Below are 26,547 nucleotides of genomic sequence, written 5' to 3' on the forward strand. Positions count from 1 at the left end.
CTTAAAGCACGGGGGCTTTTAACTCTTTTCGCTTCTCTATGTCGGTTATAGGGTGCCCGGCTACTTAACCACCATATCCGCCACTAATCCCGTAAAGAGAATCGAGATATACACCAGCGAATAGACGAAAAGCAGCCGTCCGGTCTCCTTTTCAGACAGATATGCCTTCACGGCGAGGGCAATATATATCAATCCGAGGCCTGTGGCAAGGACGAGATAGCACATGCCGGACATCTTCAGGTAATATGGCATAACGCTGACAGGCAAAAGCGCTATCGTGTAGATTAGAGTCCTGAGCTTTGTCCCTTTTACGCCCTTTGATAGCGGCAGCACGGGCACACCCGCCCGCGAATAATCGTCCTTATACTTTAGGGCATATGCCCAGAAGTGGGGATGCTGCCATATAAACATAATGGCAAATAACGCCATCGCCTCAAGCCCTACAGTTCCTCTGACTGCGACGTAGCCAATGGCCGGAGGCAGTGCCCCCGTTATGCTGCCGACATGGGTAACGAGATGCGTCTTTCTTTTCAGCAGCACCGTGTACGGGATGACGTAAATAAACGCGCTTGTGGCAGTGAGCGCCGCCGCGATAGTATTTACAAACAGGAGGATGACAATGGAGATAAGGATTAGGGAAAGTCCCAGTATAAGCGCGTTGAGAGGATATACACGTCCCCGTGGAATCGGCCTTCTCAGGGTTCGGCTCATCAGGATGTCTATGTCTCTGTCATAGAAATTGTTAAGCATGGCGGCACCCGCGGTGGCAAGGCCAACAGGCACAAGTGTTAGTAAAATGAGCCACGGCTCAGGCAACCCCCGCTGTCCCATGTACATCCCCCCAAGCGTGGTAATCATCACAAGCAGCACTATCCCAGGCTTTGCCAAAACCACATGGTCTCTTACTATTTCCCTGTAAGAGGCTGTTTTTGCGGCCATTATATCTTCTTTCATAAGCATCTTCCTCATAATAAAATCAATTATAGCAAATACGACAATAAAAATACACGGTTAACCGTGCGGCCAATATGATAAAATACGCCAGGATGAAGGAGAGGGGATTTACACTCATAGAGGTTATGGTGGCCATAGCCATACTTGCCGTTGGGATTACCGCCCTGATTCAGCTCTTTGGTGGTTCTCTCAGGTCTATTGGATACTCTGAAAACTACACAAAGGCCACCATCGCCGCGGAGGCCGAGTTGAGAAACACACTAAGCGTCGAAAGGCTGAAGGAAGGGTCATTCACGAAGCGTTCAGGCGGCGGCTATACATATGACATATCAATAGAACGCGTTGACAAAGACAAGACAGACCTTCTGCAGTATGAGTTATTTTCCGTTACCCTCACAATTAACTGGAAGGCTGGGCGAAAATCAAAGAACTATACACTGAAAACCCTCACTGCGAGGAAAAAATACGATATCACAAGGACCTCTTAACGCCCGATGAACGATAAGATTTACGACAAGTCGGGTTTTACATTGATGGAGGCGCTGATAGCTATCACGATTTTCTCTCTGGTAGCCGTCATCATGGCCGTTACCGTTAAAATTTGTCTCAGAAGCGTGGAAAAAGGGGACAAAAAGGTCGAATCCACAGAGAGGCTGCGTGCGGTGGTACGCGTTATTGAATCGCAACTTCAGTCGTTTGTGCCGATTATGTATGGCGATAATGGAACGACGAAACAATTTTACTGTTTTAAAGGAAGCGAGGATAGTCTCGTATTTGTGTCAAACATCTCCGCGTGGGGCCGCAACAGGGGGATTGTCGCGGTAAAATACGAGATTAACTCTGAGGGTGCCCTCGTTGAGACCGAGTGGGATATGCTTAAAGACAATAAAAGAAGCCTTGTATTATTGACAAACATGAAGGGTACGACATTTAATTTCACGATTCACAGGCCTGAGGCCGTAGACCCTCAGACGCAGGCAACAATTGATAAGACCGATTTCATGCCCGGATATGTCCAGATAAGCAGCCCCCTGCTTGACAACGACATAAACGTACCGATTATGGCCAACAATATCCTGCAACCTTCAACAACAACGTCAACGGCATCATCGAAGGCGGCGCTTTTTGACCCGGCGATATTCCAGTAATATGCTGAGAAACCAGCGCGGATTTGCCTTAATGATGGTGTTGTGGTTAATGGCGATGCTGATTGCCTTGTCGCTGTCGTTTTCGTATATGTCGAGGATAGCCTTTCGCGGCACACAAAACGCGAGGGATTTAACTAAGGCCGCCTTCCTCGCTGAGGCGGGAATAAATAAGGCGATTATCGAGCTGCAATATAGAAAAGTAAGGCCCGACGATTTGGCGGTGTGGCAGATAGACGGGCAGTTTGTTTCAACAGTCCTCGCAGACGGCACTTCCATTGTGCGCGTAATGCCCACCACGGCAAAAGTGGACATCAATACCGCCGACGAACAACTCCTTCGCGGCCTGTTAAAGGCGCTGAATATAGATTCTGACACGCAGGATATAATTGTTGATTCAATCCTGGACTGGAAAGACGCGGATGACCTTACGCGGCTCCACGGGGCGGAGAGTGACTACTATATGTCGCTTGACCAGCCTTATAAGGCAAAAAATGGAAACTTCGACTCGACCGATGAGCTGCTCTTTGTACGGGGTGTAACTAAGGAGATATTTTACGGCACGGGGTCTCAAAAGGGGCTTAGGGAGTTCATCACCGTCTTTAGCCAATCCTCAAAGATTAACGTAAATGCCGCGCCAAAGGAGGTACTTATGGCCATCCCCGGTATTGGGGAGGAATATGCCAAGGCCATTATCGAATACAGGACTCAAAACGCGTTCAAAACCAACGACGAGGTCAAGGCGCTAATTCCTGCTGGCTTCCAGACCGCCATGAATTATATTGATTTAACCGAAGGCAACATATATACTATTGAGTCAGTGGGCAGTTTGAATAAATCTAATGCGGCGGCGGGGATAACGGCGGTTTTTGCAGTTACAAGCAGTGACTATAAATGTTATTATTACAAGACTCCGGAGACCTTTGATTTAGAGTCGCTAAAAAAAGAAATTAATGAACCTAAGAAAGAGATAATAAAAAAGGTTACATAAATATGGCCAATATTTCTTCATACGCGGGGCGGGTGATAAGCGCAGCCAGAGACGGCCTCAGGGGTGTTTCTCTGAGCGGCGATGCCGTTGCGGGCTATTTATCGGCGGCAAAAGGGGTGCTCTTTTATTCACCCCTTCAGAGACTGTTCCAAAATCAGAAGTATCTTTCCATTGTATTGGAGAAAGACACCGCCTCGGCCTGTGTGATAAAGATGTCCTCGTCTGGCTATAAGGTAATCAGCAAAAACACCTTTGGCGATACATATCCGGGGCCGGAGGAGCTGGTCTCGTTTTTAAATTTAATAGTGGAGGGGACATCCACCTCCGCTGTTAAGGTAATCTTAAATGTGCCAAAGGAATGGTGTGTGATTAAGAGGACAGAGTTCCCTGCTATAGCCATGGCAAACATATCCGCGGCGATTGCCTTTCAGATACCGGATTTAACCCCTTTTTCCACCGCGGATGTGTACTATGATTTTGAAATAATAAAACGGGAAGACGGCAAACTCCACACGGTTATATACGCTTTGAAAAGACAGATGGCAGAGCCGTACCTGAGGGCGCTTGCCGGTGCTGGCTTTAAGGTGTCGTCCCTGGTGCTTTCGTCCGCCTCTGTAATGAGCCTTTTAGGACAAGTGCCGGAGATGCCCGACAATATAATCCTTGTCAATCTCAGGGGAACTCATGTGGAATTAGTAACAGCGGAGCGGGGAATAACCACGGGGGTATATATCGTAAAAGGGGGTGTGGGCGATGTAGTCAGGGCAATAGAGGGAACAGACACCGCCGGTGCGGCAGTCGTTGTCAACGCACCAGATACTAGTGTAAATACTGATGTAAATACTGATACCCTGCAAGAGTTAAAGGCCGCCCTCACCACCTGCCATGATTTTAGAGAACTCCTGCCTGCCTTAAACGATGACGAATATTTAACGGCGGTGGCAGCGGTGTTTGCAGATGCGAAGAAAAAAACAAAGGGCGTGAACATGCTTTCTCTGGGCGAGACGCAAAAAAAATCTCTGCCGATTGCCCTTACCATCATTCTTTCAATTACCTTCGTAGCACTGTTCACACTGTCACTTTATATCCCTATATGGAATGATGAGAAGGCCGTTGCGGATATAGACAAACAGATAAAGGCCCTAAAGCCGGAGTTTGAGAGGCTTACCGCTTTACAAAAAGATACAAAGAAAATTGACAGCGACCTCTCAGTGCTCAATTCGATGATGGCAAAAAGGGTTTTGATGATGGACCTGATAAGGGAACTCACAGTGATGCTTCCTCAGGACACATGGCTGGCCAGGCTGGTAGCCACAGAGAAGGATATCAACCTTGAGGGCTATGCCGTAAACGCCTCTGCCCTGATAGGGATGCTTGAGAACTCAAAATTTTTCAAAGACGCGGGCACAACTTCTACGACGTTTAAGGATGCCAGAATGGGTAAAGAGCGTTTCCAGATAAAAGCGGCTCTCAAAGAATGAAAAATAAGAATCTGAAGCTCATGCTGTCAATCGTTGGGGTGCTCCTGTTTCTGCTCACGTATGATTACTTTTACAAAGGGCTGCAAGAGCGAAAAGAAGAGCTTGAGCAAAACAAGGAGATGCGACTAAAGACCCTCAAAAAATATAAGACCATAATATCACAGAAAGATGAAATCGAAAAAAGCGTCAAATCCAATAAAGACAGGGAAGACCAAATCAAGGCCGTCACGGTAGAGGCAAAGACATCGGCCCTTGCGGCGGCGGATTTGCAAAAGATAATCCAGCCAATTATCACGTCTCACGGTGGGAGTATTATGAGGATGAACGTAAAACAGGCCGAGAACAAACCCCCGTTTCAGGTGATAAACATAGAGCTTGATACAAACCTGCCATCTATTACCGTATTAAACGAGACTATTTACGATATAGAGACGAAAAAACCGCTCTTTTTTATTAAGAAGCTCGACACAAGGGTGGTAAACTTCATGAATCCGGTGGAATTACTTGTCAACTTAGAAATATACGCCATCATGAAGTAGGCGTTTATCTCATCAACATGAGATGGTTTGAAAAGACCCCTATTGCAATCACCATCAGGCTGACAAGCATTACAACCCAATGGGCGTTGGTGAGGGTGCGAAATATCTTTTTTGTATCGTGCTGGGCCTTGCCACCAAACAGGACACTGAATATCTTAGACTCAAACAGCAGCAGAAACACAAACGCCGTCCACAGAATAAGCATCACCGTTGGGCCAACGCCCGCCCATGAAAACAGTGAATTCCAGCGATGTTCAAGCTGTAAGAGCAGCACACCTGTTACGCCCGCAACCACAACGCCGCCCTTTGCAATCTTCGCAAACCGGCGCTCTGTGCCCTGAAAGAAGATGACCTTTTCCATAGAATCTTCCATTGTCATTATGGTGGGAAAAACCACAGTGGTTACGAACACCACTCCGCCAATCCACACTACGACAGCCGCGACATGCAGCGCTATAAGTGCCGGTATCAAAATATTTACCTCCGTTGTATCAGTTGTGCCGGTGGTTTAATCAGACACCCCGTTTAGAGTGTATCAAGGTTTGGCCATTAATGTCAATATTTTTCGGGACAAATCCTGTGGTTGGCCTTCAAATCTTTGATTTTAATGATAATAAAAATAGTAATAAATGTAATTTCCGCAGATAACATGCCTGGGTGCTGCCACAAAACATAATAGTTATTCAGGTGCTCAAGCGGCGAGAAATGTCCGCCACGGCGCACCGGTCCCAGAAAAGGCCAAAACAATATTTCCCACTCTGTCCAATCGAATGTCAGGTGCAGGGCATAATACAACGCGCCGAGGTGTACGAATATCCTGTAATCTGGCCGGACTTTAGAAATGATTATATACGCAAGCGCGTACAGGGCAAACATCACAGTAAGCGAGTGAAAATAGCCCCGCCCCGACATGCCAAACACTATTGCGATAGTTTTATCGGCAATATCTGGCAGATACGACGCGACAAACAGAAAGGCTATATTTACAGGCCGCAGCCTCAGCGCCCTCTGAACAACATAACTACACGCAACGTGCCCTGCGATCAAAGGAGTCCGCTCATATAAAATTCACATGCTCAGGCAGGTTTTTCAGTTCCCACAGATACCTGTTTATGGCGTCCATTCGGCAGTTAACCCTGCACTCGTTTACATCAAGCCCGGTTTCTATCCAGTTCGTGGCGCTGCTTCTCTTGTTGCCGTCCCATATTTCTTTAAAGGTGTTATCGCGGATATTGCCGTACAGGAACCTCTCATCGCTCAGGTGGTCAAGGCATCCCCAAATATTTCCCGCGGCGTCCATGTATGACCAGAACGGGTGGGCGAGGCATCGGCAATAGCTCTTGCCCGGGGCATCTGAACGTGCCATCGCGTTAGTCCTGAATATGACGCTAAAAGTCTCTGTGGCCGTCTGCCTAAGTTTATCCGCAAGGGCCATGTAATCTGAATAGCGAATATCCCTGTATACGCCGGTCTTACTCCTGGGGTGCTGGGAATAGGGTTTAATTACGAGGTAATCGGCACCGGTATCTTTAATCCTGTCGGCAAGCCCTACGGCCTCGTGACGATTTTCGGGAAGAAGCAGCATCTGAACGCCTATTGTACACTGATACCCGTTGTCACGCTTTACCTTGACGGCATTGGCTATGTTTTTAATGACCGTGTCGAAGTCCTCTGGTTTGGTGCGATGAATCTTAGAGTATGTCTCCTTTGTGCCGGCGTTCAGGCTTATCTTGATCCATTTAAGCAGTGGCAGCGTTGCCTCGGCTATTGCCTCCTTAAACAGGACGCCGTTTGAGGTGATTGCCACGTCTATGGAGCTTTGCGCGGTATGGCTGATTATATCACATATGCCGCTGTGTAGAAGCGGCTCACCCTCGCCGCAGTACATGATGCTTTTAAGCCCCAGGGCAGCCATCTCCGTAAGTCTCTCCCTGAGGATTCCTACATCAAGGAATCTATTCTGATAGCCCATATAATCCACTCCACAAAAGACGCACCTATGATTACACGTGCCTGAGGGACTGATTTCCATATAGATAGGATAGCACTCACCAGTTCGCAGCCACTGGTTTAAGCGCGGGATGTGGTATATCAGCTTATGGTCGTCAATGCCATAATTATCCATACATAAGGAATAGTAACAAAACCCGCGAATAAAATCAAATCCAAGCGGGGGCGTTATATGATATTTTGCAGCATATTTATTAGCTAAATAATATTAATATCGCAATATCAACTGCTTACCGCCTCTGATACCATCTTTAAGGCTACAATAATGTCGCATTGATACAATTATGAAGTATTATTTGCCGAAAACCGCCATTCAGGAAATCCATGCGAACAGGAAACCGGCGTATTTTCTGGCTTTAGAGGGCATTCATGCGAATTTTGGACATATATATAAGGACAACGAATTAATCAAGGCAAACCAAGAGGAGAATGAGCGATGCCAGATACATGTTGGATAAAGGATGAGCATGGGAGATTTCAGGGGAGAAGGCCGGGCTGCAAGATGGAAAAGGCCGAAGGCGGTGTGTTACCCGTTTCAGATTCAGCGGGGGATAACAGAACGCCAGAGGATGGTGGGGCCGCACCAGAGGTGAATATTGAAACAGAAGCGGCGGCAAGTGGAAAGTCCACAGAGGATTACAAGAAAGACAAAAGGGCGATGGAAATACTGAGAAAACCTTTCTCCGAATGGACAGCGAAAGAGAAGGAATTTATGAAAGACTACGATACGCTTGAAGCAAACCCCGCGGGAAATCCTATTGACGCAGTAGCGTTTGCATCACTGGGTACTTTGGCTGCCATTTTGAGATCTATTTTTGGCAACATAGTTTTAGATTTATCAATGGATGCACTGATGAAATATGCCGAGGAGAATTTTCCCGGGATGGGGATCAGGGGCATCGTGCTTGCCGCGATTATTTTAATTGCAGCGAAGCGCAAATTAGATGCGGAAGCAGTGGCAAAAGCAGAAGGAAAGGCTGCGGCAGCAGTGGCAGAAGAAAAGGCAGCAGCTGATAAGGCAGCAGCTGATAAGGCAGCGGCTGATAAAGCAGCAGCAGATAAGGCAGCAGCAGATAAAGCAGCAGCTGATAAGGCAGCAGCAGATAAAGCAGCAGCTGATAAGGCGGCAGCAGATAAAGCAGCAGCTGATAAAGCAGCAGCAGATAAAGCGGCAGCTGATAAGGCAGCAGCAGATAAGGCAGCGGCTGATAAGGCAGCGGCTGATAAGGCAGCGGCTGATAAAGCAGCAGCAGATAAGGCGAAGTCAAGTGAAAAAATTGGTGAAATGTACGACGAAACGGCGAACTATAAGTATAAGGCCAAGTCTGATGCCGAAAAGAAGGCGAACATAGTGAATACTGGAGATGTAACCGCTGGAGAGGCTAAAAAGGTAGGGTCCTCAACAGATATAACTGGATATAAGACAGAGGCTTCGCAGTGGGATATAGAGCATTCGATGAGTGGACATGGTAAACCTGAAGTCAAGGAAAAAATCAGCCAAGAAAACGAGGCACACGGTGAGAAAGTAAGTCCTCAGGATAAAATTCCTGAGGAACAACGTGTTGGAAAGGGTGGCAAGCCTAATGTGTCTCTGACAAAAGAGGATTACCAAAATATACCAAAGTATCGTGAGGAGGCTCTTGGCGATGAAGGCAGAGTTGTGTTTCAACCGAGAAATGAGAATAAGAAATTTGAATCGGTTGAGTATCAGGTACGAAAAGACGATGGGGTTATACATATGATTTACAAGGTTGACCATGTTAACGAGAAAATGACCTTCGTGACGATGTACAAAGTAGGATATAGAAAACCGCCAGCATCTCGATAAATAAAGGAGGTTACTAACGATAGAGAACAAAGGTATATGCGATAGTTGCTTTACTTTTGTATAATAACTCAAGCTACATAAAGGAGGATGAAGATGATATTTAATAAGAAGGCTATAGACATATTTTGGATTAACTGCGGTGGAATGTCACTTAGGGAATATGGAGACCGTGATGTTGGGGATACTTTTTTCAGCGCCTTAACTTTTATAGATATAGAAATGGAGCCGTCTGAAAGCGCGACAAAGTCACTTAAGAAAGTTGACATAAATGTTTATGAAGGAGTAGGCAGGATATTTACCATAGACGACTATGGAAGCTATCCAACATTGGTATTTGACTGTGGAATATATGCCTTCTCAATTCATAGTAGACTTCCTGAGGGAATAGAGAGCGGATCGTATGTTAAGATGCGATTTTATCTGGTGTTCGATGAGGACCGTCATTGGCAGCTTAGAATGAATGGTGAACGAATCTCAAAGGTTATACCAGGGATGGTTTATGACTGGAGAGTGAAAGATATACTGGTCATGATAGAGGAGGAAATTGGAAAGAAGAACTTTGCAAACCTGCCCGTCGCTTATACTTCTTCTAAAGGAGAAATATATAAACGAATCAGAGAAACCAACGCGTATGAGGACTGTGGAGAAGATTTCAATACCAGTTATATTTTGATATGTGAGATGATATGACGCATTAAGGCGTTATCGTTCACTTCGCATGTCGGGAGGATGCAATGACTTTTCATAAGAAGGCTATAGACATTTTTTGGATTACTTGCTATGCAAGATCACTTGAGGAACTAGGAGATATTACTGTTGGTAATATGTTTTTCAACGTGTTGACTTTTGCATATACTGAAATGGAGACGTCTCAAAGCGCGATAAAGTCACTTAAGAGAATTGACATAAATCTTTATGAGGGAGTAGGCAGGATATTTGACATATCAAAGGATAATGGACCAACATTGTTATTTGACTGTGGAATATACGCCTATCGTCAAGATGCTTCACTTCCTGAGGGAATCGAAAGCGGCTCGTTTGTAAAAATGCGATTTTATATGCGGTTCGATGAAGGCTATTATCATCATTATGCAATGAATGGTGAATCGCTTATCAAGGTTATCCCAGAGATGCTATACAACTGGAGAGTAAAAAATATATTGGTATTGGTCAAGGATGATAAATACTTTAAAAACCAGCCGGTGGCTTACGAATCTAACAAAGGAGATATATACAAAAGCATCAAGAAAACCAGTGCATATAAAGACTGTGGAGGTGACGCAGACTATATTTTGATATGTGAGATGTTGTGATACGTTAAGGTGTTACCGTCCACTTCACATAACGGGAGGAGGAAGATGACTTTTAATAAGAAGGCGATAGACATATTTTGGATTTCTAACGATGGAATTTCAATGAGGGAGTATGGTGACTACGATGTGGGGGATACGTTTTTCAGTGCGTTAACGTTTTCATATAATGAAATAGAGCCGTCTGAAAGCGCAACAAAGTCACTTAAGAAGGTTGACATAAATATTTATGAGGGAGTAGGCAGGATATTTACCATAGACAAATATGATGGCTACCCAGCATTGATATTTGACTGCGGAATATACGCCTTCTCAATTGATCAGCGACTTCCTGAGGGAATCGAGAGCGGCTCGTATGTGAAGATGCGATTTTATCTTGTCTTCGATGAGGATTATTTTGGTCAGCTTCGGATGAATGGTGAATTTCTTTATAAGGTTATCCCAGAGATGCAATATGACTGGAGAGTGAAAGATATACTGGTCATGATAGAGGAGGAAATTGGAAAGAAGAACTTTGCAAACCTGCCCGTCGCTTATACTTCTTCTAAAGGAGAAATATATAAACGAATCAGAGAAACCAACGCGTATGAGGACTGCGGAGAAGATTTCAATACCAGTTATATTTTGATATGTGAGATGTTGTGACGCGTTATGCGATAACGAGCATAAATACTATACATGTACGCGCTAAGGAGGCACAAAGATGAAAGAACTGACTCAATATGAAATGAAACATAGAACAAAACCAACGAAAGTCGATGGATTTACGACAGAGGCTACGTATCGAGAAATACAACGTTCAATTGTTGCACATGGCCTTGATGATATTAAAATAAGAATCAGCAGGGAAAGAACAGAACGCGGCGAGAAACTGAGTTATAGGGAGAGATCTCCTGATAATTTAAATAAACGAGGCAAGACATATATAGCTCTGACAAGGGAGGATTTCCAAAATATAATGGCGTATCGCACGGCCGCTGTTGAATCCGGCACCGTGGAGTATCGACCAAAAAGCGGCAAAAGGCAACTTGAAGCATTTCTTTTTAAGACACGCCAAAAGGATGTGGTAACACCGGACGGGGTTACGATTAAGGGCGGTCTCATAAATATAATTTACGAGATATTTCCTGCTGAAAAGAAATTAGTTTTTAAGACGATGTGGAAGGAACAATAACTTCGACAAATATAGATAGAGATTGAATAACAGGAGGATATGAGATGGCTGCTGAGAGTAAGGCTTTAGACATATTTGGGATAGTTTCTGATACATGGTCACTTAGGGAATATGACGACTATTACGTTGGGGATAAGATAGGAAGCGCGTTGACTTTTTCTATTGTTGGAATAGAGCTTTCTGAAAGCACGACAAGGTCACTACATAAAATTAACATTGAACTTTATATTGGAGTAGGTAAAATTATTTACATTGATGATTATGATGACAAAAAGGTATTGGTTTTCGACTGTGGAATATACGCCTTCTCATTTGACAGCCTTCCTGAGGGAATCGAAAGCGGCTCATATGTGAGAATGATATTTTATCTGCTGTTTGATGAGGATTATCATGGCCAGCTTACAATAAATAATGAACCTCTCTTTACGGTTATCCCCGGGATGGTTTACGACTGGAGATTGAAAGATATTTTGATATGGGCAAGAGAGGGAGAAAAAGGAGAGATATACTTTGAAGACCTTCCGGTTGAATATGTTTCTCCCTATGGAGAAGTATACAAAAGAATCAGGGAAACCAATACACATCACGACTGTGGCGGTTATACGACAAGTTATATTTTGGTCTGCGAGATGCTGTGACGCGCTGAGGCGTTACCGTTCACTTTATAAATTTATTTCAACACAAAAGGAGGTTACCAACTATGGAGAACAAGGTCATATCAGACAGTTACTGTGAGGCGCTTGCATATGTGATTATTACGCAGGCTCAATTTCTGGAGGATAAGGTCAAGGCAGGGGCGTTCATTTCCTTGTTTTTGCAGAGTATAAACAAGAAATACGGCGAGGCGGGCTTAAAACAAGTCGTAGAGGAGATAAAAAAAGAGTTATCACCGCAGTCACCGCAAAAGCCGGGATATAAACAAACTGTCAGGAAAGGGGCGGACACCCGGCCTCGTAAACAATCCCCATTTATGCGGCGTCTCAGGAATAAGTTATCAAAGAAAAAGCAACAGCAAGCCAGGACGCAATAATCAGGCCGCCCCCGACTACATGTGCCGCCCGCAGGCATATCCCGACGCCCATGCCCAATGCAGGTTATACCCGCCTAGCTGCCCGGTCACATCTATCACCTCACCAGTGAAATAGAGGCCATTCACTTTTTTGGCCTCCATCGTCTTTGACGACAGCTCCCCCGTGTCAACCCCTCCAATTACCGCCTCCGCCCTCTTGTATCCCTCCGTCTTTGCCGGCCATAGTTTCCAGTCATGGAGGTGGCCGGCTATTTCCCTTAACTCCTTGTCGTTAAATTGATTTATTGGCCTCACATATGAATTAACCTCACACCAGCGACGGGCAAAATTCTTTGAAAACACCCCCGATAGTATTGTGTGAAGCCCGGCCTTATTCCTTCGTCTGCTTAGGAGAAATTCATAGGCGTCTGCGTCAGGGAATAGATTTATTGATATATGCCCACCCGCGCGCCAGTATGAAGAAGCCTGAAGGACTGGCGGGCCGCTTAATCCCCTTTGCGTAAATAACACGCCGCCGCGAAATGCCCTTCCATCACAGCTCACCACCGCATCAACGGATATGCCGGCAAGCCCCGAAAAGTCAGCGCTGTCCTGGGCATTAAACACAAGCGGCACAAGCGCCGGTCTTGTAGGGATGACATTAAGGCCGAACTGCGCGGCGATTCGATATCCAAACGGTGTTGCGCCAAGCTGCGGGTAAGAAATCCCGCCCGTTGCCAGACACAGCGAATTGCAATGGAACACCCCTGTGTTGTTGGTGACTATCACAAACACATCGCCGCGCTTTGTGATGTCGTGAACCTTTGCGTTGTATACTATTGTCACCCCTGCATCTTCGCACCGTCGGCGAAGCATGGAGATAATCTCGCCTGAGCTTATCCTGCAGAACAACTGTCCCTGTTCTTTTTCATAATACCTGACGCCGTATTTCTCAATGATTTCAATAAAATCCTGCGGGGTAAATCCCGTGAGGGCGGAGATGCAAAATCGTGGGTTTTGAGATATGTACTTGGAGGGCGTAACGGTGAGATTCGTGAAGTTGCACCTGCCGCCTCCAGAGACCCTTATCTTGTTCCCCAGGGCGGCTGACCGCTCAAGGACTACCACGCGCCGCCCTCGCATCCCCGCCTCCGCCGCAGCGAAAAGCCCTGAGGCCCCGCCACCTATTATGGTCACGTCCTTATTGATTACCATGAGTTATTGGCGCCACGTTAATCAATAATAATGTCCCAGCTCAGCGGCGTACCGCTTTCTATTGCCACCTTTGCCCTTTTTCTCAGTACGTCATTTAAATAGCGTGGGTGCAGACCGAAGCCCGGCCTGATTGACCTGACATTGCACAGCGTAAACGGCTCAAGTGCCCTGATTGCCTTTACGGCAAATAGCGAGCGGGCATGTTCTCTGCTCTTTCCTACCCGTTCAGAGATAGTGTAATCTGCCCTGCCGAGGGCGCGCTCTACCTCTCTGATGGCCTTCACCATTGCTGTGAACTCCGCTGGATCAAGCGAAAATGCCGCGTCAGGCCCGCCCATCGCCTTGTCTAATATAAAATGCTTTTCTATAATTGACGCCCCAAGGGCTACCGCCGCCGTGGCCGCCGAAATACCCTCCGTATGGTCTGAAAGCCCCATCACCACGCCAAAACGCTCCCCAAGGTATGGCATTGCCCTCAGGTTCAGCTCCTCAAACGGCGTCGGATACACTGAGGCGCATTTCATGAGCGCTATCTCATTGTTGCCCGTTTCCCTGATGGCCGCAAATGCCTCCTCTATGTCCGGCAGCCCGGCAATGCCGCTTGACAGAATTATCGGCTTGCCCTTCGACGCGGCATAACGAATAAGGGGAATGTCGGTTATTTCAAACGATGCTATCTTATACGCCGGTGCGTCCATCGTCTCAAGGTAATCCACCGCCGTATGGTCAAACGGGGAGGAAAAACATATCAGGCCGAGCGCCTCGGCCTCGCGCTTAAGCCTCGGATACCAATCCCACGGTGTGGCGGCCTCCGTGTAGAGCTGATACAGAGTTCTTCCATCCCATATTGTGCCCTGGTTTATTTGAAAACACTCGCGGGCAGAGTTCAGGGTTATCGTATCAGGACGATAGGTCTGGAGTTTGACGGCATCCGCCCCCGCCGCTGCCATCGCGGTAATCGTATCAACGGCAATTGAGAAGTCCTGCCCATGGTTGGCCGACAGCTCGGCTATTATGAAAACCGGCTCACCGTCTCCAATCTTCCTGCCTTGTATCGTTATCGCCGACATCTTAAGGCGCTACCCTGAAATATTCTGATAAGCTATTGCAGATTGCCTGTGCAGCGTATCCCCTGCCCTCAGGCGTTTGCTTATGAGTGCCAGAATTACGTATGATCTGCACGGTTTTCATGGCCAGTGCGTTGGGTGCTATGAAATCCTTTGACGGGTCATCACCCACATAGACACTCTCGCAAGCGGGGGTATTGAGAATATTAAGAGCCATATTAAACGCCACAGGGGAGGGTTTCCAGTAGTCGGCCCCAATGGCGTCCGTATATATGATTACATCGAAAAGTCCGGCTATCCCAAGGGCCGAGACCTTATTTTGCTGGACAATTGCCATGCCGTCAGTTATCAGCCCGGTCTTTACGCCGGTGCTACGCAGATATTCAAAAACTGGTATGACATCCCCATAAACGCTAATGGCCGGTTTGTGCGTACGGTAAATGTATATGAGATAGCGCACTATCTCTTCGTTGGATATTCCTAAAAATTCGATGAGTTTATCAAATACCTTCCCGCGTCCGGAGGTGTGGAGTATATTCACCGCCTTATCGAAGACTTCCTTCTCTTTAAAGCCGTAACGATTGCTTAAAAATCCCCCCACAGCCCTGAAGCCACCCTCGACATAGTCCATCTCCCTGTAAAGTGTATCGTCTAAATCAAATAACGCCGCCCTCACTTTGCCGCTTTTTCGTATGGGGAGTCCATATACATCTCGTCCGTGTATCTGAGCATATAAAGGCTGTCTTTGAACTCTCCTATTACGGGATTTAACTTCTCGCCCTTTAAGAGTTTAATCAGAAAGCGTGGCGTATCCGCCCCCGCCGCAATTCCCAATGAGGCACCGCCGCCATAACGCGGGTTTATTTCTATGAACTTTACCTCGCCGCCGTCTAAAAAACACTGAATCGTATTATGTCCAACCAACCCCAGCATCCCGGAAAGCCTTACCGCCCCCAAAATCAGCGCGGGGTCGTTGACCGTCTTTCCAATAAATGACTCACCTCCAAACACCCATACACGCTCACGCGGGACAGCAGAAATCACCTGCCCTGCAAAATCAACAAACACATCTATCGCATACTCAGGTGCCTGAACATACTCCTGTACGATGGCCTCCGGCTCTGACCTCAGCAGATACCTGAGCGAGTCCTCGTTATCAACGCGCGCCGTCCCTGAGCCGCCTTTTCCAAAGCGAGGCTTTAAAAAGGCCGGATAACTTATGGAATCTAACACCATGCCATCAGAGGAAATATTGTAACGGCGCGGTGTTCCAACCCCGCGTAATAAACAATAATCCACGAACATCCTTTTATCCTGACAGATGGCAATCGTCTCAGGCGGTGCGACCATTATGGCCGTTCCAATGGAGCTAAACATCTCCCTCGACGCCGCAAACACGGGGAGTTCCTCATCCCTCGTCGGCACTATCAGCCTTATCTTGTGAGCTTTGCAAATATCAATCAGAGCGGCAATAAATTCGGGATCATTGTCCGGGGGGACGAGGAAATGGCCGTCTGCCATGTAAAGCGCCGCGGAAAGCGGGTTTATATCGGCGGCATAGACCTTCCCGCCGCCTTCTTTTTCGATGGCATTTTTAAAACATTTGACAAGGGTTACCTTTTTTGAGGCGCTTGTGATGAGTATATTCATTGGGCACCCCGTGAGGCGCACCGTTCATATTCGAGTATCTGCCCTATGCCGGTTAACAAGGTTGTCGGGGGCTGCCAGTTCGTGAGACTTCTAAGCGCCCTGATGTCTGCCGTGCTGTTTTCGAAGTTCTCGGTTATGCCGCGCTCATTAATCTTCATATCAAAAAACGATGACAGCGTGTCAATGACATCCCCGACTCCATAGCTTTTGCCAGAGCCAAGATTTATAACGCCTGCCGCCGCCTCTGCTATCGCAAGTCTGTAAAGCCCCTCGGCCACATCCCCGGCATAGATATAGTCAAAGCGGTTATCTTTGTTATAGACGTCAAGCGGCTCATTGTTCAGGGCAGACCTTACCCATCTTGATATAACATCTTTGGAGCCTCTGCCGTAGACGCGGAATATTCTTGCCGAGACGATTCTTAATTCCGGCCTTAGGTATTCCTTAATGAAATCAAGCTCCTTCTCAGTGTAATATTTTGCGGCGCCGGTGATGTTTCGCGGGTTTACCTGGGCGTCTTCTCTTAGGTAAACAGGGTCATGGCGTAAGGATTTCGACATATAAAGAAGAGGGGAATATATAAGATATGATGAGGCAAAGACAAAGACGCGCAAGCTGTCAATGCGGCGCGCCGCGTCCACTACCCTGTGGCTTAAGAGCGTGTTGTCTTTCCAGTTGACGCCCCAGAACTCCGGCGATTCCTTTGAGCGCTCAAATGCCGCTGCGAGGTGAAAAAATATCTCAGGCCGAAACTCATCTATCTCGTCTAAAGCGTCCTTAGAGAGGTCTTTGACTATATGGGTTATGCCCGCGGTATTAAAATCTTCGGGCAGCGGGTTTTTATCTATTGACAGAACAGTTCCCTGTGCCACTTGCAAAAGATTAAGGAGTTCCCTGCCGATTACCCCGGCCCCTCCGGTTACAACACAGCGTACGCCCTTCAAATCAGATCTCATGTTGTGCCTCCATAGTCTCTATTACCCTGACACGGCCAAAGCCATCAACAAGCCTTCGCCCAAGTGTGGACATCTCCTTTCGCAGCTTCATATTAGTTAGTGATTCTAACATATTCCCCCTGATTTCGTCACAAGCCGGAATGATGGACCATGAATGAGTTTCCTATATCATGGCGTTGTAAATATTTTTTCTTTGGCGTATAATAAGGGAATGGACGAATTAATAGGGACAGCGACTTTTTTTAGAAAAAACTGAACAATGCTGGACTATTAGGAGTTAGAAAGATGAATGTAAAAGTAATATTAGAAAAAGGTGAGAATGGGTATTTTGTTGCCCATTGTCCGTCATTAAGAAGTTGCTGGTCGCAGGGCAAAACAGCAGATGACGCCTTGAATAATATCAAGGAGGCTATCGAATTGTTTTTAGAACCTGACCTTGGAGAGTTCATCGAGGATGAAACTCATAAAATCTATGAACTGGTTTTATGAGGCTTCCCTTATTATCGGGTCATCAAGTGCTATCGACATTACGGCGACTTGGGTTTGAAGAGGTTCATAAGAAAGGCAGCCATGTTAAGATGAAACATCCTGACGGCAGAATAATAGTATTTCCATACCATAATGAAATAGACCGTTTTACCTTAAAAGGGGCTTTAAATGATGCAGAAGTAAATATTGAGGAATTTCTGAGCAATATTTAAAATCATACAATAAACTGTCTTTCCTTAACGTGAGCAAGACCAACACTACGACCACACTTACTTCAATGGCTGCATTTTAGAATAATAAATATGCTAAAATAGACACGATGAAACGTGAGACCTCTGATGGTGCCCTTACGGGGCGTATTGCCTTTCTGGTTGAGTTAAACACCCTGAAAAACGCGATAATTGCCGAGAAGGACTTCAATGAACAGATTAAAATCCTCTGTACCGGCATCCTCGACACACTTGGCATGTCAAGGGTATTGTATTATTTCCCCCTTGACGGCAACCGCCTCCATGCCGCTTATGAATTTATAAGGCATGGAAAGAAAATTAAATTCGTCGAAGGCCCGCAGGTACGTTCGTCTTTTAATCCACCGAGGGCCATAACCGAAAGCGAACGCATGTATCTGGCAAGCCAAAACGGTTACTACATCAAACTCAAGGACAAGATATCCGACCACGAGAACATCTTCGTCCTCGTCTGCATTAAAGACAATGAAGGAACCCCTGCGGGATATTTAAAGGTTGAAATAGACACAGAAAATTACCGCTTTACAAAAGACTACCCTGTGGCTGAGCAGCCACTGCCCGAAACTGAAAACGCCATTATGAAGAGAAACGAACTCTTTGTAAACTGGCAGCGCGAGCTGCTCGCTGATTTGCGCGAAGTTATCGGGGCGATTGTGGAGCTGTCAAATTTTATTACCCTCAGTACGGTAAAAGACCCGTATTGCGAGCTAAACAGGGATCTCTTTGACTCCGGCAAACTGCGCGCATTTGAGCTGCTTGTCAAGGAGTTTAAGGCTGGAGGACTTACCGAGCGATTTAATCTCATCCCTGAGCTTATCAGGCTTCTGGATGCCGAATCCATCAGGTTATACTCAAAAAGCTCAAGCGAAATTGTGAAGACTATCGGCGTCTGGAGTAAGGAATCCTCCATTGTCGCCCCCGTCTATAAGTCCTCGTTTCTGGAGGGCAGGAAGATAATAACCGACGGGGATTCTATCTACCAGGCAGACCTCAAGGGCTATGACGTCGTGCTTGATATATTGAGCAACCCCAAGTGCGCAGGGATGAAGGAACTCACCAACCTCACATCCTACATCGTGGTCGCGCTTTATGACACAATGAAAAAAACCATCGGCTTCATGCAGGTGAACTACATATTCAGAGGCGATATGGGGCGCTTTAAGTTCCACAGAAAACTCAAAAAAGACCTTGAGATACTGCAAAGCGTCTCCATATATTTGACGGCCATCCCGGAGAGCGAGGAGTTTACCCACAACCCCGCCCCCGTGCTTGACGGGCTTAGGAAATTTATTGACTTCCTGCCCGGTGACACTGCAAGCAATGATCAGATTTTCAGCTATATATCTGACACAATCTCGGCAGCGCCGGAGACACTTTCCAATGAAACCCTGCCAGAGCTTATAGACAATCTCAAGAAATTCTCCTACTTCGTAAGAGACAAAAGAGACGTTATCAACTTCTTCAGGAGCCTCTACGGTATGGTCGTGGAGCGCTTCAGGCCACTGGTCGTCTCTGCCGTTACAATCATGTTCGAACACTTCAGCATTGAACAGGGGAAAGAACTCACCGTGTTTCGCGGGGCGTGCTACGATACCCTTGCACAGTGGATGAAGGCGGAGATAAAGACGATAATCTCAAACAAACACCAGTTAAACTACTCCACAGATACCCTGGAGCAGCTCCTGCAGCTCAACTGCATCTTCATATCCAAGTATCACGGCGATGACAACGCACTTCAAAAGTGCACCGAATTCCTTGAGGCCATGAACATTAACGACTTCGACAACACGGACTTCCTCTTCTACCTGTTTACACTAAACCCTGACATGCCCGGGCCGTATAAAACGGAGATATTTAAGAGTTTTCACTATCTCATAGGAAACGCCCTGCTAAGCGGCGAAAAAACCGCAGAGGTCCTCGCCCTTGCCCTGTCAACGGCGGAGTCCTTCCCGGATGACTACAATCTTTTAAGCCAAATACTATCCACAGCCATAATAGCCTTTAACAGAGACGGCGCTGAGGTGCCTCTGAGGCAGGTTGAATTCAGGAGTCAATTCGCCGCCCTCTGCCGACTGGTTCTTGGTGGGACAGACAACTGGCTTGCCGGCTATACGGCCGCCCTGCTGCTTTTTACAATTGGCCTCACAGAAGATCAAAACTCGATAAACCTCACGAATTTCAGGACATTTCTCTCAAAAGAGATGCCCTGTAATAAGGCCGCCGTGCTTTCGGCGATTTGTGATTTCCTTCAATCACAGGACTACAACATAGATTTAGCCGAGTTGGACGGCTCAGTGAGGCTGATGCTGCCCCTGTTGCAGCCCGGCGACGCGGAGGTCATAAATCTGGCAAAAGAGATAATCATGTTCCTCGGAAGCCATATAATAAAATACCGAAGCCCGGCCAAAAGCGGCAACTTCATAAACATACTCATAAACGAGTTGTCAAACACGGAGGCACTCTCAGACATCAACTACAAACTCACCATTCACGACATCCTCTATACACTGAAAACAGAAAGGATTGAACACCAGTCCATTCATCCCATCCATAATGGGCACGGGGCACACCCGGCAAGCCCCCAGGACTCATACATATCGGCAGTCTCCTCCACGCTTGGCTTCAATCCCTTTGATGTGGGCGACAAGGGCTGCCACCTCCTTGAAGTCATCGGGCAGTGTTCAATTCCGGTGTTTCTGTTGTTAAAGACCATCGCCTACGACGACTTTATCAATCACAACGACCTGAAAAAACATATACTCTCAACGCTCGGTACGATTGGCTTTGACCGCAAAAATGGCCTCGAAAGACGCATTATCGAGGCAGGCGCCCAAATTGAGCAACTCATAATTAACGGCCAATTCCCGGAGCATATGCAGCTTGAGCTGATAGATAAATTCATAAAGTTCAAAGACCACATAAGCACCTATGAGCATTTCGTCACTATCGGGGCAAGGTCAACCGCAAAGGGCGAAGACGGCAGGCTCTATTCCTTTGCCGGACAGTTCCTGACCATACTGGATATTAAGACGCCGGAGGAGTTCCTGCGCGCCATAAAACGCATATGGGCGTCTCTGTGGTCACCAAAGGCGCTGTCCTACCGGCATGACATCATGGAGTTTGACCCGTTGGCAAAGGAGCGCTTTAGTTTCGAGAATCTTGGCATGGGCGTGTTGATTCAGGGCGTAGTGGACTGTGCGGTATCAGGGGTTATAATGACCTCGGATAACGGTGGCATAGTCGTCTCCGGCTCCTACGGCATAGAGGGTGGGACGAGGTCTGAAATAGCGGCTGATAAATACACCATAGACCTCCACGCCTCAGTAACCGGCTCAATAATAGCCTCCCAGGAAAAGGCCGTTTACTGGGACAGGGCAATGCAAAAGTTCCTGCTTACCTCTATTGAGGACAACGCCAAACGTCTGTCTCAGAAGGTCTCCGCAAATCAACTGCGAATACTCTTTGAGATTGTGGATAAACTCAAACATCTGCCAATATTCATGGGCTGCCCTCTGGACATTGAGTATGCCATCACCTTTGACGAAAAGGTATTCGTCACTCAGATAAGGCCAAAAACGGCCGTGTTTAAGGAATCCCTCGCCCAGACACACAACTGCGACTTTAGCGGACTTGGGAACGCCCTGGAAATACACCTGCAGACCTTTACATTTGGCTCGGCAAGGGCAAAAACGGCGGTTCTTGACATAGACACGGACGCCTCACTTGAGAAAATAGTCCCGGGCGAGATTCTCGTTGCCAGACACCTCGACTTGCCAAACCTTGAGGTGTACCTTAAACGAAGGCCACCGGGGGCTATTATCCTTGAGACGTGTACGCCGTTTGCACATCCTGTGCTGGTAGTGTCTGAGATGGAAAAAATGGGCATACACATACCTATCGTACAAATACCCGGGGCGCTTGGGGTCTTTAAAAACGGTATGGATGTGGGCATCAATGTGATAAGAGAAAACGTTGTCTCTATTTATTCGAAAGACCCGGAGCTGCTTGCGTACATTTCAAATCTTGCAAGCCCCATAGTATATAAAAAGAAGTTTGATAAGACATTCGACGCCCAGGAAATGAATAATCCCCCGATGGCACCCGCAATGGCCTATAAGCAGAGGGAGCGGCAGGTTGAGACACATGGCCTTGACGCGGTTGTCAGGGAGGCGGGCGAGCTGGAGCTGTTTAAGGAGCTTTACACGCTGTCGCTTTACAGGCGGGTTGAAATCGAAAACCTGATTGGCGGGCTACAGGCGGTTGACGACGAAGACATCTATGAGTGGTACACCTATATACTTCAACAGTTTCATGGGCGGCCATTTTCGCAGTACAATGTCTTTAAGGCCGCAAGGATTGCCCCATCTGTTAAGAAAGAAACGATTGCGGCAATAGAGGAGAAAATCCAAAAGAACACCCTACTCATCAAACTTCTTGAAGATAATTTCAATAATATAAGGGCTGAAAACTTGTGGCATCCCCGTGAAATCATGTTTCAGATGAATTCCCCCGTCTTTATCGTAGACCCGAAAATAGACAGCGCCGACCCCCGCCACAACCCTGAAAAGGAGGAGTTTAACCCGTGGGAGTTTAAATTTTTTGCGGGGGCGCAGGACCTGATCTTTCACGACCAACTGGGCACGCTGGTTGCGCACAAGGACAAGGCCAAATATATTCGGGGCCGGGTTGCGGGAGCGGGTGCCACAAGGCCGGAGTCCAGCATTGACCTCGGATTCCTTGACAACACCGGCAGTTTCTACGACACCTTTGAAAAACGAGTTGGCGCCCTGTCGAAACTTGCGGCAATACTGCTGAGGCTGAACTTTCACCCCACCGTATGGGTAGAAATCCTGCCGCGAATGACCGATGATTTCAACCAAAAAGGCATCCCCCAAAGAGTAAGCCTTCTGCAGTTGTCCCAATATTAATGTCGGCGATAGAGATACTGTTTCCATTTAATCTGCGGCCGCTTACTTATCTCTGCCCCGCTGGTTTTGAGTACAAGGCCGCACCCGGTACCTTTGTTTACGCCCCCCTGAAAGGGACAACGAAGATGGGTATAGTTTATGGCATAAACCCAGATTTCAAAGGAAAAACAGACACACTGAAAGACATCTCCGGCATCTGCGCCCACCGTAGCGCGCTATCACAGGAAATCATGGCACTCATAGCGTGGATTGCCCAATACTACCTCGCGGAACCCGGCCTCGTTCTTAGTTTTGTCTTGCCGCGGGCCTTCTTTACAGAGAAGCCCATCCCTGCCCCGCGGCGCATAGCCGACATGCCTAAGACATCGTTTAAACCCCAAAAGATAAATAAAGAGGAGCTGCTGCTGGCCACCGGTTCTGGAGACACAAACAAGGCGGTACTCTTGCATAGCCCGTCATATGACTACCAGCTCTCATACATATGCAAGGCCGCCAAATCGGCGAAGCAAGCGCTCATCCTGTGTCCAACAATCGAGGAAGTAAAATACCTTGGCGCGGTATTTTTTGATACCACCGGCATTCGGCCAATTATAGTACACGGCAACCTCACCGCCGCCCAACGCCTGAGGGCATGTGAGGATGCCGCTAGCGGCGGCAAGTATTCCATAGCCATAGGGACGATGTCAGCGGCGTTGTTCCCGTTTATCAGGGCGTCGCTGATAATCGTCACCGATGAGCATAGCCCTTACTATAAACATGAGCAAACGCCGCGGTATAACGCCCGCGATGTGGCCGTAATGAGGGGGCGGATTGAGAACTCGCGGGTTGTTTTACTAAGTTGCTGCCCATCAAGCGAGTCATATTTCAAGACAACGACAAACGAATACACGTACTACAAAGCTGCGGCGACAAAAAGGCCGCAAATAAGCGTCATGGCAACTCGTTCTTTCAAAAAACTCATCCCCGACAGAATCACCACAAGCATTATAACCTCTGCACATAAGGGCAATAAATCGTTCGTATATATAAATAAGAAGGGCTACGCAACGATAATCTGCAGGGACTGCGGACACGTGGAGATGTGCCCCGTCTGCAAGGCGGCGCTTGCCTTTCACGAGGACAAGTCCATGCGCTGCCACAGGTGCGGTTTCAGTGCTAAGCCGCCGGAGTTTTGCCCCGTATGCTCAGGATTTGATCTTAGGGAAGTCTCTCCCGGCTCTCAGCGCCTTGAGCAGTTTATCAGAGATAAGACCGGCCTCATCCTAAGCCGTATTGACAGAGATACCGCAAAGACACCGGCTATTTTTAAACGCATGGCCTTAGATGCCCTCAGGAGCGATGTCCTTGTAGGCACTAAACTCTCGCTCAATAAAATAGTGTTTAACAAGCACTTCAAAATCCTCGCCGCTGTCAATCCCGACGTTTACTTTAGCTTTCCGGACTATCTGTCCGCCGAGCGGTTGTATCAGGATGTCTTAGTCATGGCTGAGATGGCCGAAAAAGACGGACGCCTCTACCTGCTTACCGCCCTCAAAGAAGAGCTGACGTATAAGTTTTTAGAAAATTACGACTACGAGGGATTTATATCGAACGAGCTGACAAAGAGAAAAGTACTGAACTACCCGCCCTTTTGGAAGATGGCCTCTATTGAGTTTCACTATAACGATGAGAAGCCGGATATCAAACTAGAAGGCCGCAAAGGGGAAGTAGAGGTACTGGGACCTGTCCCCTCTGAGGCCGTAATAAAGGGTTACAGCCAAAGCGCGCATATGATTATAAAGGCAAAAGACACAGACGCCTTGTTCGGGGCGGTCAGAAGGCTTAAAGCGTTGATAAAACAATCAGGCCTGAAGATGAACAAAATGCGCATCGTCATTGATATAGACCCCGTGTAGGGGGCTTCTGAGAATCAAAAAGGATTAACGACGAAGGGGGGGTAACCCCCCCTTCACCCCGTATTTCCCACATGTTTTGTCTATTGATTTCCGGCTGCCGCCCGTTGGCGGCTTCCAGTGCTCCGGCTGAAGGCTGTTGGGTGTGAATTCCATACATATGGTATTGTGATACTAATAAATCGGCAGTGCCTTTGCCCAAACACCGCGAAATACAACGCTTTTTTTCTGGCACGATAATTGCTTCTCTATGTGCGGCATATGGACTCTATAAACTTTTTCAGAAAACAGCGCGAGGCGGTATATGTATAAAGTGATTGTGGCGGAGAGCGAATATTCGACAAGAAATGCCTTGAAGTCTTTTTTAGAATTGAATAGTTATTCAGTAGTAGAAGCGCCAGGCGGGGCCTTAGCCATTGAATATTTTAAGGAATGTCTGCCAGACGCTGTAATTCTTGATTTAAAATTATCTGATATTGGCGGTTCGGAAGTATTACTGAAAATGATGGAAGTAAGTTCAGAGACACCGGTAATATTATTGGCCGGCCATGGCGAAATAGACATGGCGATAGAGGCCTTAGGTGATGGGGCATATGATTATTTCCCCAAGCCACCCGACATAGAGAGGCTCATGTTTGTCTTAACAAGGTGTATTGAGGCCAATCTGGCTTTAAAGAAGACGAAACAAACAGTCAATTCGATGTTAGAGTGGCATTTAGGCACGGGTGAAAGTATGAAACAGGTCATACGGGATATTGAGATGGCCGCCGACAGCGGCGTTTCTGTATTCATTCAGGGTGAAAATGGCACTGGCAAATCTTTGATTGCCCGCCTTATTCACTTCAGCGGCACCATGGCACGCGGGCCTTTTATTCAGTTTGACGCCGAGACTGCCCTCAAGGGGAACAAGGACATGTCTGCCAGACTTAGCAAATTGTTTAAGCAGGCCGCAGGGGGGACTATTTACTTCAAAGGACTGCATATGATACCTCCCGCCGCCTCGGCCAATCTGATTTCAGAACTCACGGCTGATAACGGCCCAGAACAGGAAGTCCGAATTATCGCCACAGGAAAAACACATGCAAAAGACCCCTTTTTATTCATAGACTGGTTTGTCATCAGAGTACCGTCATTATATGAAAGAATTGAAGACGTACCGTTTCTTGCCGGTAAGTTTGTGGCCGAGACGGCTGATGAGCTAAACGTCACGGTAAGAGACATAACGAAGGAAGCCATAAAAATCTTATCAGATTATACATGGCCGGGCAACACAAGGGAATTAAAAAGCGCGGTCAGGCAGGCGATGATACTTGCGGACGGTCCGCTTCTGAGGGCTGAACATTTTTACTTCTTACAAACCGTCAACACGGCCATCCCGTCAATATCACTAAAGGACGAAAAGGCCAGGGCGGTAAAAGATACCGAACGCAAGGCAATCGTCAATGCCCTTGAAGCCTCTAATAACCGCAAAACCGCAGCCGCAAAAAAACTTGGCATCAGCAGAAAGACTCTCTGGGAAAAGATTAGAGAATACAATATCGAAGAGTGAACAACAGCCGGAGTTCTGGAAGCCGCCAACGGGCGGCAGCCCAAATGCAATAGACAAAACGTGGTGAGATTTACGGGGTGAAGGGGAGTTACTCCCCTTCGTCGTTAATCCT

General features: G+C 47.2%; 27 protein-coding genes. 17 read left to right on the plus strand and 10 right to left on the minus strand.

Going from position 1 to position 26,547, the window contains the following annotated elements:
- Positions 1–60: 60 nt before the first annotated feature.
- Positions 61–954: a heme o synthase gene (gene cyoE / locus AB7D94_RS07145; protein ID WP_420265065.1), complete on the minus strand. Its 894-nt coding sequence runs from the start codon at positions 952–954 to the stop codon at positions 61–63.
- Positions 955–1,028: 74 nt separating this feature from the next.
- Here cyoE and AB7D94_RS07150 point away from each other — a divergent pair, with 74 nt between their 5' ends.
- The 5 genes from AB7D94_RS07150 to gspM are packed head-to-tail and all read left to right on the plus strand — an operon-like array spanning position 1,029 to position 5,110.
- Positions 1,029–1,442 carry a type IV pilus modification PilV family protein gene (locus AB7D94_RS07150; RefSeq protein ID WP_420265066.1) on the plus strand — a complete coding sequence of 138 codons (414 nt, stop codon included), beginning with the start codon at positions 1,029–1,031 and terminating at the stop codon, positions 1,440–1,442.
- A 6-nt stretch (positions 1,443–1,448) separates the two neighbouring features.
- Entirely contained in the window at positions 1,449–2,102 is a 654-nt protein-coding gene (locus AB7D94_RS07155; RefSeq protein WP_420265067.1) for a PulJ/GspJ family protein, read from the plus strand.
- A 1-nt stretch (position 2,103) separates the two neighbouring features.
- Positions 2,104–3,090, plus strand: coding sequence for a type II secretion system minor pseudopilin (locus AB7D94_RS07160; protein WP_420265068.1), 987 nt, complete (start codon positions 2,104–2,106; stop codon positions 3,088–3,090).
- Between the two features lie 2 nt (positions 3,091–3,092).
- Positions 3,093–4,571, plus strand: coding sequence for a PilN domain-containing protein (locus tag AB7D94_RS07165; protein WP_420265069.1), 1,479 nt, complete (start codon positions 3,093–3,095; stop codon positions 4,569–4,571).
- On the plus strand, positions 4,568–5,110 hold the full coding sequence (gene gspM / locus AB7D94_RS07170; protein ID WP_420265070.1) for a type II secretion system protein GspM: 543 nt from the start codon (positions 4,568–4,570) through the stop codon (positions 5,108–5,110). The genes AB7D94_RS07165 and gspM overlap by 4 nt, the downstream gene beginning before the upstream one ends.
- 4 nt (positions 5,111–5,114) lie before the next feature.
- Here the strand turns inward: gspM and AB7D94_RS07175 are convergent, their stop codons facing one another.
- The 3 genes from AB7D94_RS07175 to AB7D94_RS07185 all read right to left on the minus strand — a co-directional run bounded on the left by AB7D94_RS07175 (position 5,115) and on the right by AB7D94_RS07185 (position 7,235).
- Positions 5,115–5,582 (minus strand): hypothetical protein, encoded by a 468-nt coding sequence (locus AB7D94_RS07175; RefSeq protein WP_420265071.1) that lies wholly within the window; start codon positions 5,580–5,582, stop codon positions 5,115–5,117.
- An 83-nt stretch (positions 5,583–5,665) separates the two neighbouring features.
- A complete protein-coding gene (locus AB7D94_RS07180) occupies positions 5,666–6,157 on the minus strand; it encodes a metal-dependent hydrolase (protein WP_420265072.1) in 492 nt (163 codons plus the stop codon).
- A 10-nt stretch (positions 6,158–6,167) separates the two neighbouring features.
- A complete protein-coding gene (locus AB7D94_RS07185) occupies positions 6,168–7,235 on the minus strand; it encodes a radical SAM protein (RefSeq protein ID WP_420265074.1) in 1,068 nt (355 codons plus the stop codon).
- Between the two features lie 387 nt (positions 7,236–7,622).
- Between AB7D94_RS07185 and AB7D94_RS07190 the strand changes: the two genes are divergently transcribed.
- The 7 genes from AB7D94_RS07190 (at position 7,623) to AB7D94_RS07220 (ending at position 12,462) form a co-directional block, all read left to right on the plus strand.
- Positions 7,623–8,948: a hypothetical protein gene (locus AB7D94_RS07190; protein ID WP_420265075.1), complete on the plus strand. Its 1,326-nt coding sequence runs from the start codon at positions 7,623–7,625 to the stop codon at positions 8,946–8,948.
- A 93-nt stretch (positions 8,949–9,041) separates the two neighbouring features.
- Positions 9,042–9,638 carry a hypothetical protein gene (locus AB7D94_RS07195; protein ID WP_420265076.1) on the plus strand — a complete coding sequence of 199 codons (597 nt, stop codon included), beginning with the start codon at positions 9,042–9,044 and terminating at the stop codon, positions 9,636–9,638.
- 44 nt (positions 9,639–9,682) lie between these two features.
- A complete protein-coding gene (locus tag AB7D94_RS07200; RefSeq protein WP_420265077.1) occupies positions 9,683–10,261 on the plus strand; it encodes a hypothetical protein in 579 nt (192 codons plus the stop codon).
- A gap of 45 nt (positions 10,262–10,306) precedes the next feature.
- Positions 10,307–10,903 carry a hypothetical protein gene (locus AB7D94_RS07205; protein WP_420265078.1) on the plus strand — a complete coding sequence of 199 codons (597 nt, stop codon included), beginning with the start codon at positions 10,307–10,309 and terminating at the stop codon, positions 10,901–10,903.
- A gap of 58 nt (positions 10,904–10,961) precedes the next feature.
- Positions 10,962–11,432 carry a hypothetical protein gene (locus AB7D94_RS07210; protein WP_420265079.1) on the plus strand — a complete coding sequence of 157 codons (471 nt, stop codon included), beginning with the start codon at positions 10,962–10,964 and terminating at the stop codon, positions 11,430–11,432.
- Positions 11,433–11,476: 44 nt separating this feature from the next.
- Positions 11,477–12,070 carry a hypothetical protein gene (locus AB7D94_RS07215; RefSeq protein WP_420265080.1) on the plus strand — a complete coding sequence of 198 codons (594 nt, stop codon included), beginning with the start codon at positions 11,477–11,479 and terminating at the stop codon, positions 12,068–12,070.
- A 62-nt stretch (positions 12,071–12,132) separates the two neighbouring features.
- A complete protein-coding gene (locus tag AB7D94_RS07220; RefSeq protein WP_420265082.1) occupies positions 12,133–12,462 on the plus strand; it encodes a hypothetical protein in 330 nt (109 codons plus the stop codon).
- A 15-nt stretch (positions 12,463–12,477) separates the two neighbouring features.
- Here the strand turns inward: AB7D94_RS07220 and AB7D94_RS07225 are convergent, their stop codons facing one another.
- Genes AB7D94_RS07225 through AB7D94_RS07250 form a run of 6 tightly spaced genes read right to left on the minus strand, consistent with a single transcriptional unit; the run spans position 12,478 to position 17,441 of the window.
- Positions 12,478–13,656 carry a BaiN/RdsA family NAD(P)/FAD-dependent oxidoreductase gene (locus AB7D94_RS07225; RefSeq protein WP_420265083.1) on the minus strand — a complete coding sequence of 393 codons (1,179 nt, stop codon included), beginning with the start codon at positions 13,654–13,656 and terminating at the stop codon, positions 12,478–12,480.
- A 17-nt stretch (positions 13,657–13,673) separates the two neighbouring features.
- On the minus strand, positions 13,674–14,726 hold the full coding sequence (pseI, locus tag AB7D94_RS07230) for a pseudaminic acid synthase (RefSeq protein WP_420265084.1): 1,053 nt from the start codon (positions 14,724–14,726) through the stop codon (positions 13,674–13,676).
- Between the two features lies 1 nt (position 14,727).
- Entirely contained in the window at positions 14,728–15,399 is a 672-nt protein-coding gene (locus tag AB7D94_RS07235; protein WP_420265085.1) for an HAD family hydrolase, read from the minus strand.
- A complete protein-coding gene (locus tag AB7D94_RS07240; RefSeq protein WP_420265086.1) occupies positions 15,396–16,373 on the minus strand; it encodes an ATP-grasp domain-containing protein in 978 nt (325 codons plus the stop codon). The genes AB7D94_RS07235 and AB7D94_RS07240 overlap by 4 nt, the downstream gene beginning before the upstream one ends.
- Complete coding sequence (locus AB7D94_RS07245) at positions 16,370–17,329, minus strand: NAD-dependent epimerase/dehydratase family protein (RefSeq protein WP_420265087.1); 960 nt, start codon at positions 17,327–17,329, stop codon at positions 16,370–16,372. The genes AB7D94_RS07240 and AB7D94_RS07245 overlap by 4 nt, the downstream gene beginning before the upstream one ends.
- A complete protein-coding gene (locus AB7D94_RS07250) occupies positions 17,319–17,441 on the minus strand; it encodes a hypothetical protein (RefSeq protein WP_420265088.1) in 123 nt (40 codons plus the stop codon). The genes AB7D94_RS07245 and AB7D94_RS07250 overlap by 11 nt, the downstream gene beginning before the upstream one ends.
- A 173-nt stretch (positions 17,442–17,614) precedes the next feature.
- Here AB7D94_RS07250 and AB7D94_RS07255 point away from each other — a divergent pair, with 173 nt between their 5' ends.
- From AB7D94_RS07255 to AB7D94_RS07275, 5 genes are all read left to right on the plus strand, one after another.
- The gene (locus AB7D94_RS07255) at positions 17,615–17,818 is read left to right on the plus strand and encodes a type II toxin-antitoxin system HicB family antitoxin (RefSeq protein ID WP_420265089.1); all 204 of its coding nucleotides are present in this window, start codon (positions 17,615–17,617) and stop codon (positions 17,816–17,818) included.
- Positions 17,815–18,030: a type II toxin-antitoxin system HicA family toxin gene (locus AB7D94_RS07260; protein ID WP_420265090.1), complete on the plus strand. Its 216-nt coding sequence runs from the start codon at positions 17,815–17,817 to the stop codon at positions 18,028–18,030. The genes AB7D94_RS07255 and AB7D94_RS07260 overlap by 4 nt, the downstream gene beginning before the upstream one ends.
- A 107-nt stretch (positions 18,031–18,137) precedes the next feature.
- Positions 18,138–22,994, plus strand: coding sequence for a PEP/pyruvate-binding domain-containing protein (locus AB7D94_RS07265; protein ID WP_420265091.1), 4,857 nt, complete (start codon positions 18,138–18,140; stop codon positions 22,992–22,994).
- The gene (gene priA / locus AB7D94_RS07270) at positions 22,994–24,889 is read left to right on the plus strand and encodes a replication restart helicase PriA (protein WP_420265093.1); all 1,896 of its coding nucleotides are present in this window, start codon (positions 22,994–22,996) and stop codon (positions 24,887–24,889) included. Before AB7D94_RS07265 ends, priA begins: the two co-directional genes overlap by 1 nt.
- 301 nt (positions 24,890–25,190) lie before the next feature.
- Positions 25,191–26,435, plus strand: coding sequence for a sigma-54-dependent transcriptional regulator (locus tag AB7D94_RS07275; protein ID WP_420265094.1), 1,245 nt, complete (start codon positions 25,191–25,193; stop codon positions 26,433–26,435).
- The last annotated feature ends 112 nt before the right edge of the window (positions 26,436–26,547 follow it).

Origin of the sequence: Candidatus Magnetominusculus dajiuhuensis (assembly GCF_046044395.1) — a bacterium.
GTDB classification, from domain to species: domain Bacteria; phylum Nitrospirota; class Thermodesulfovibrionia; order Thermodesulfovibrionales; family Magnetobacteriaceae; genus Magnetominusculus; species Magnetominusculus dajiuhuensis.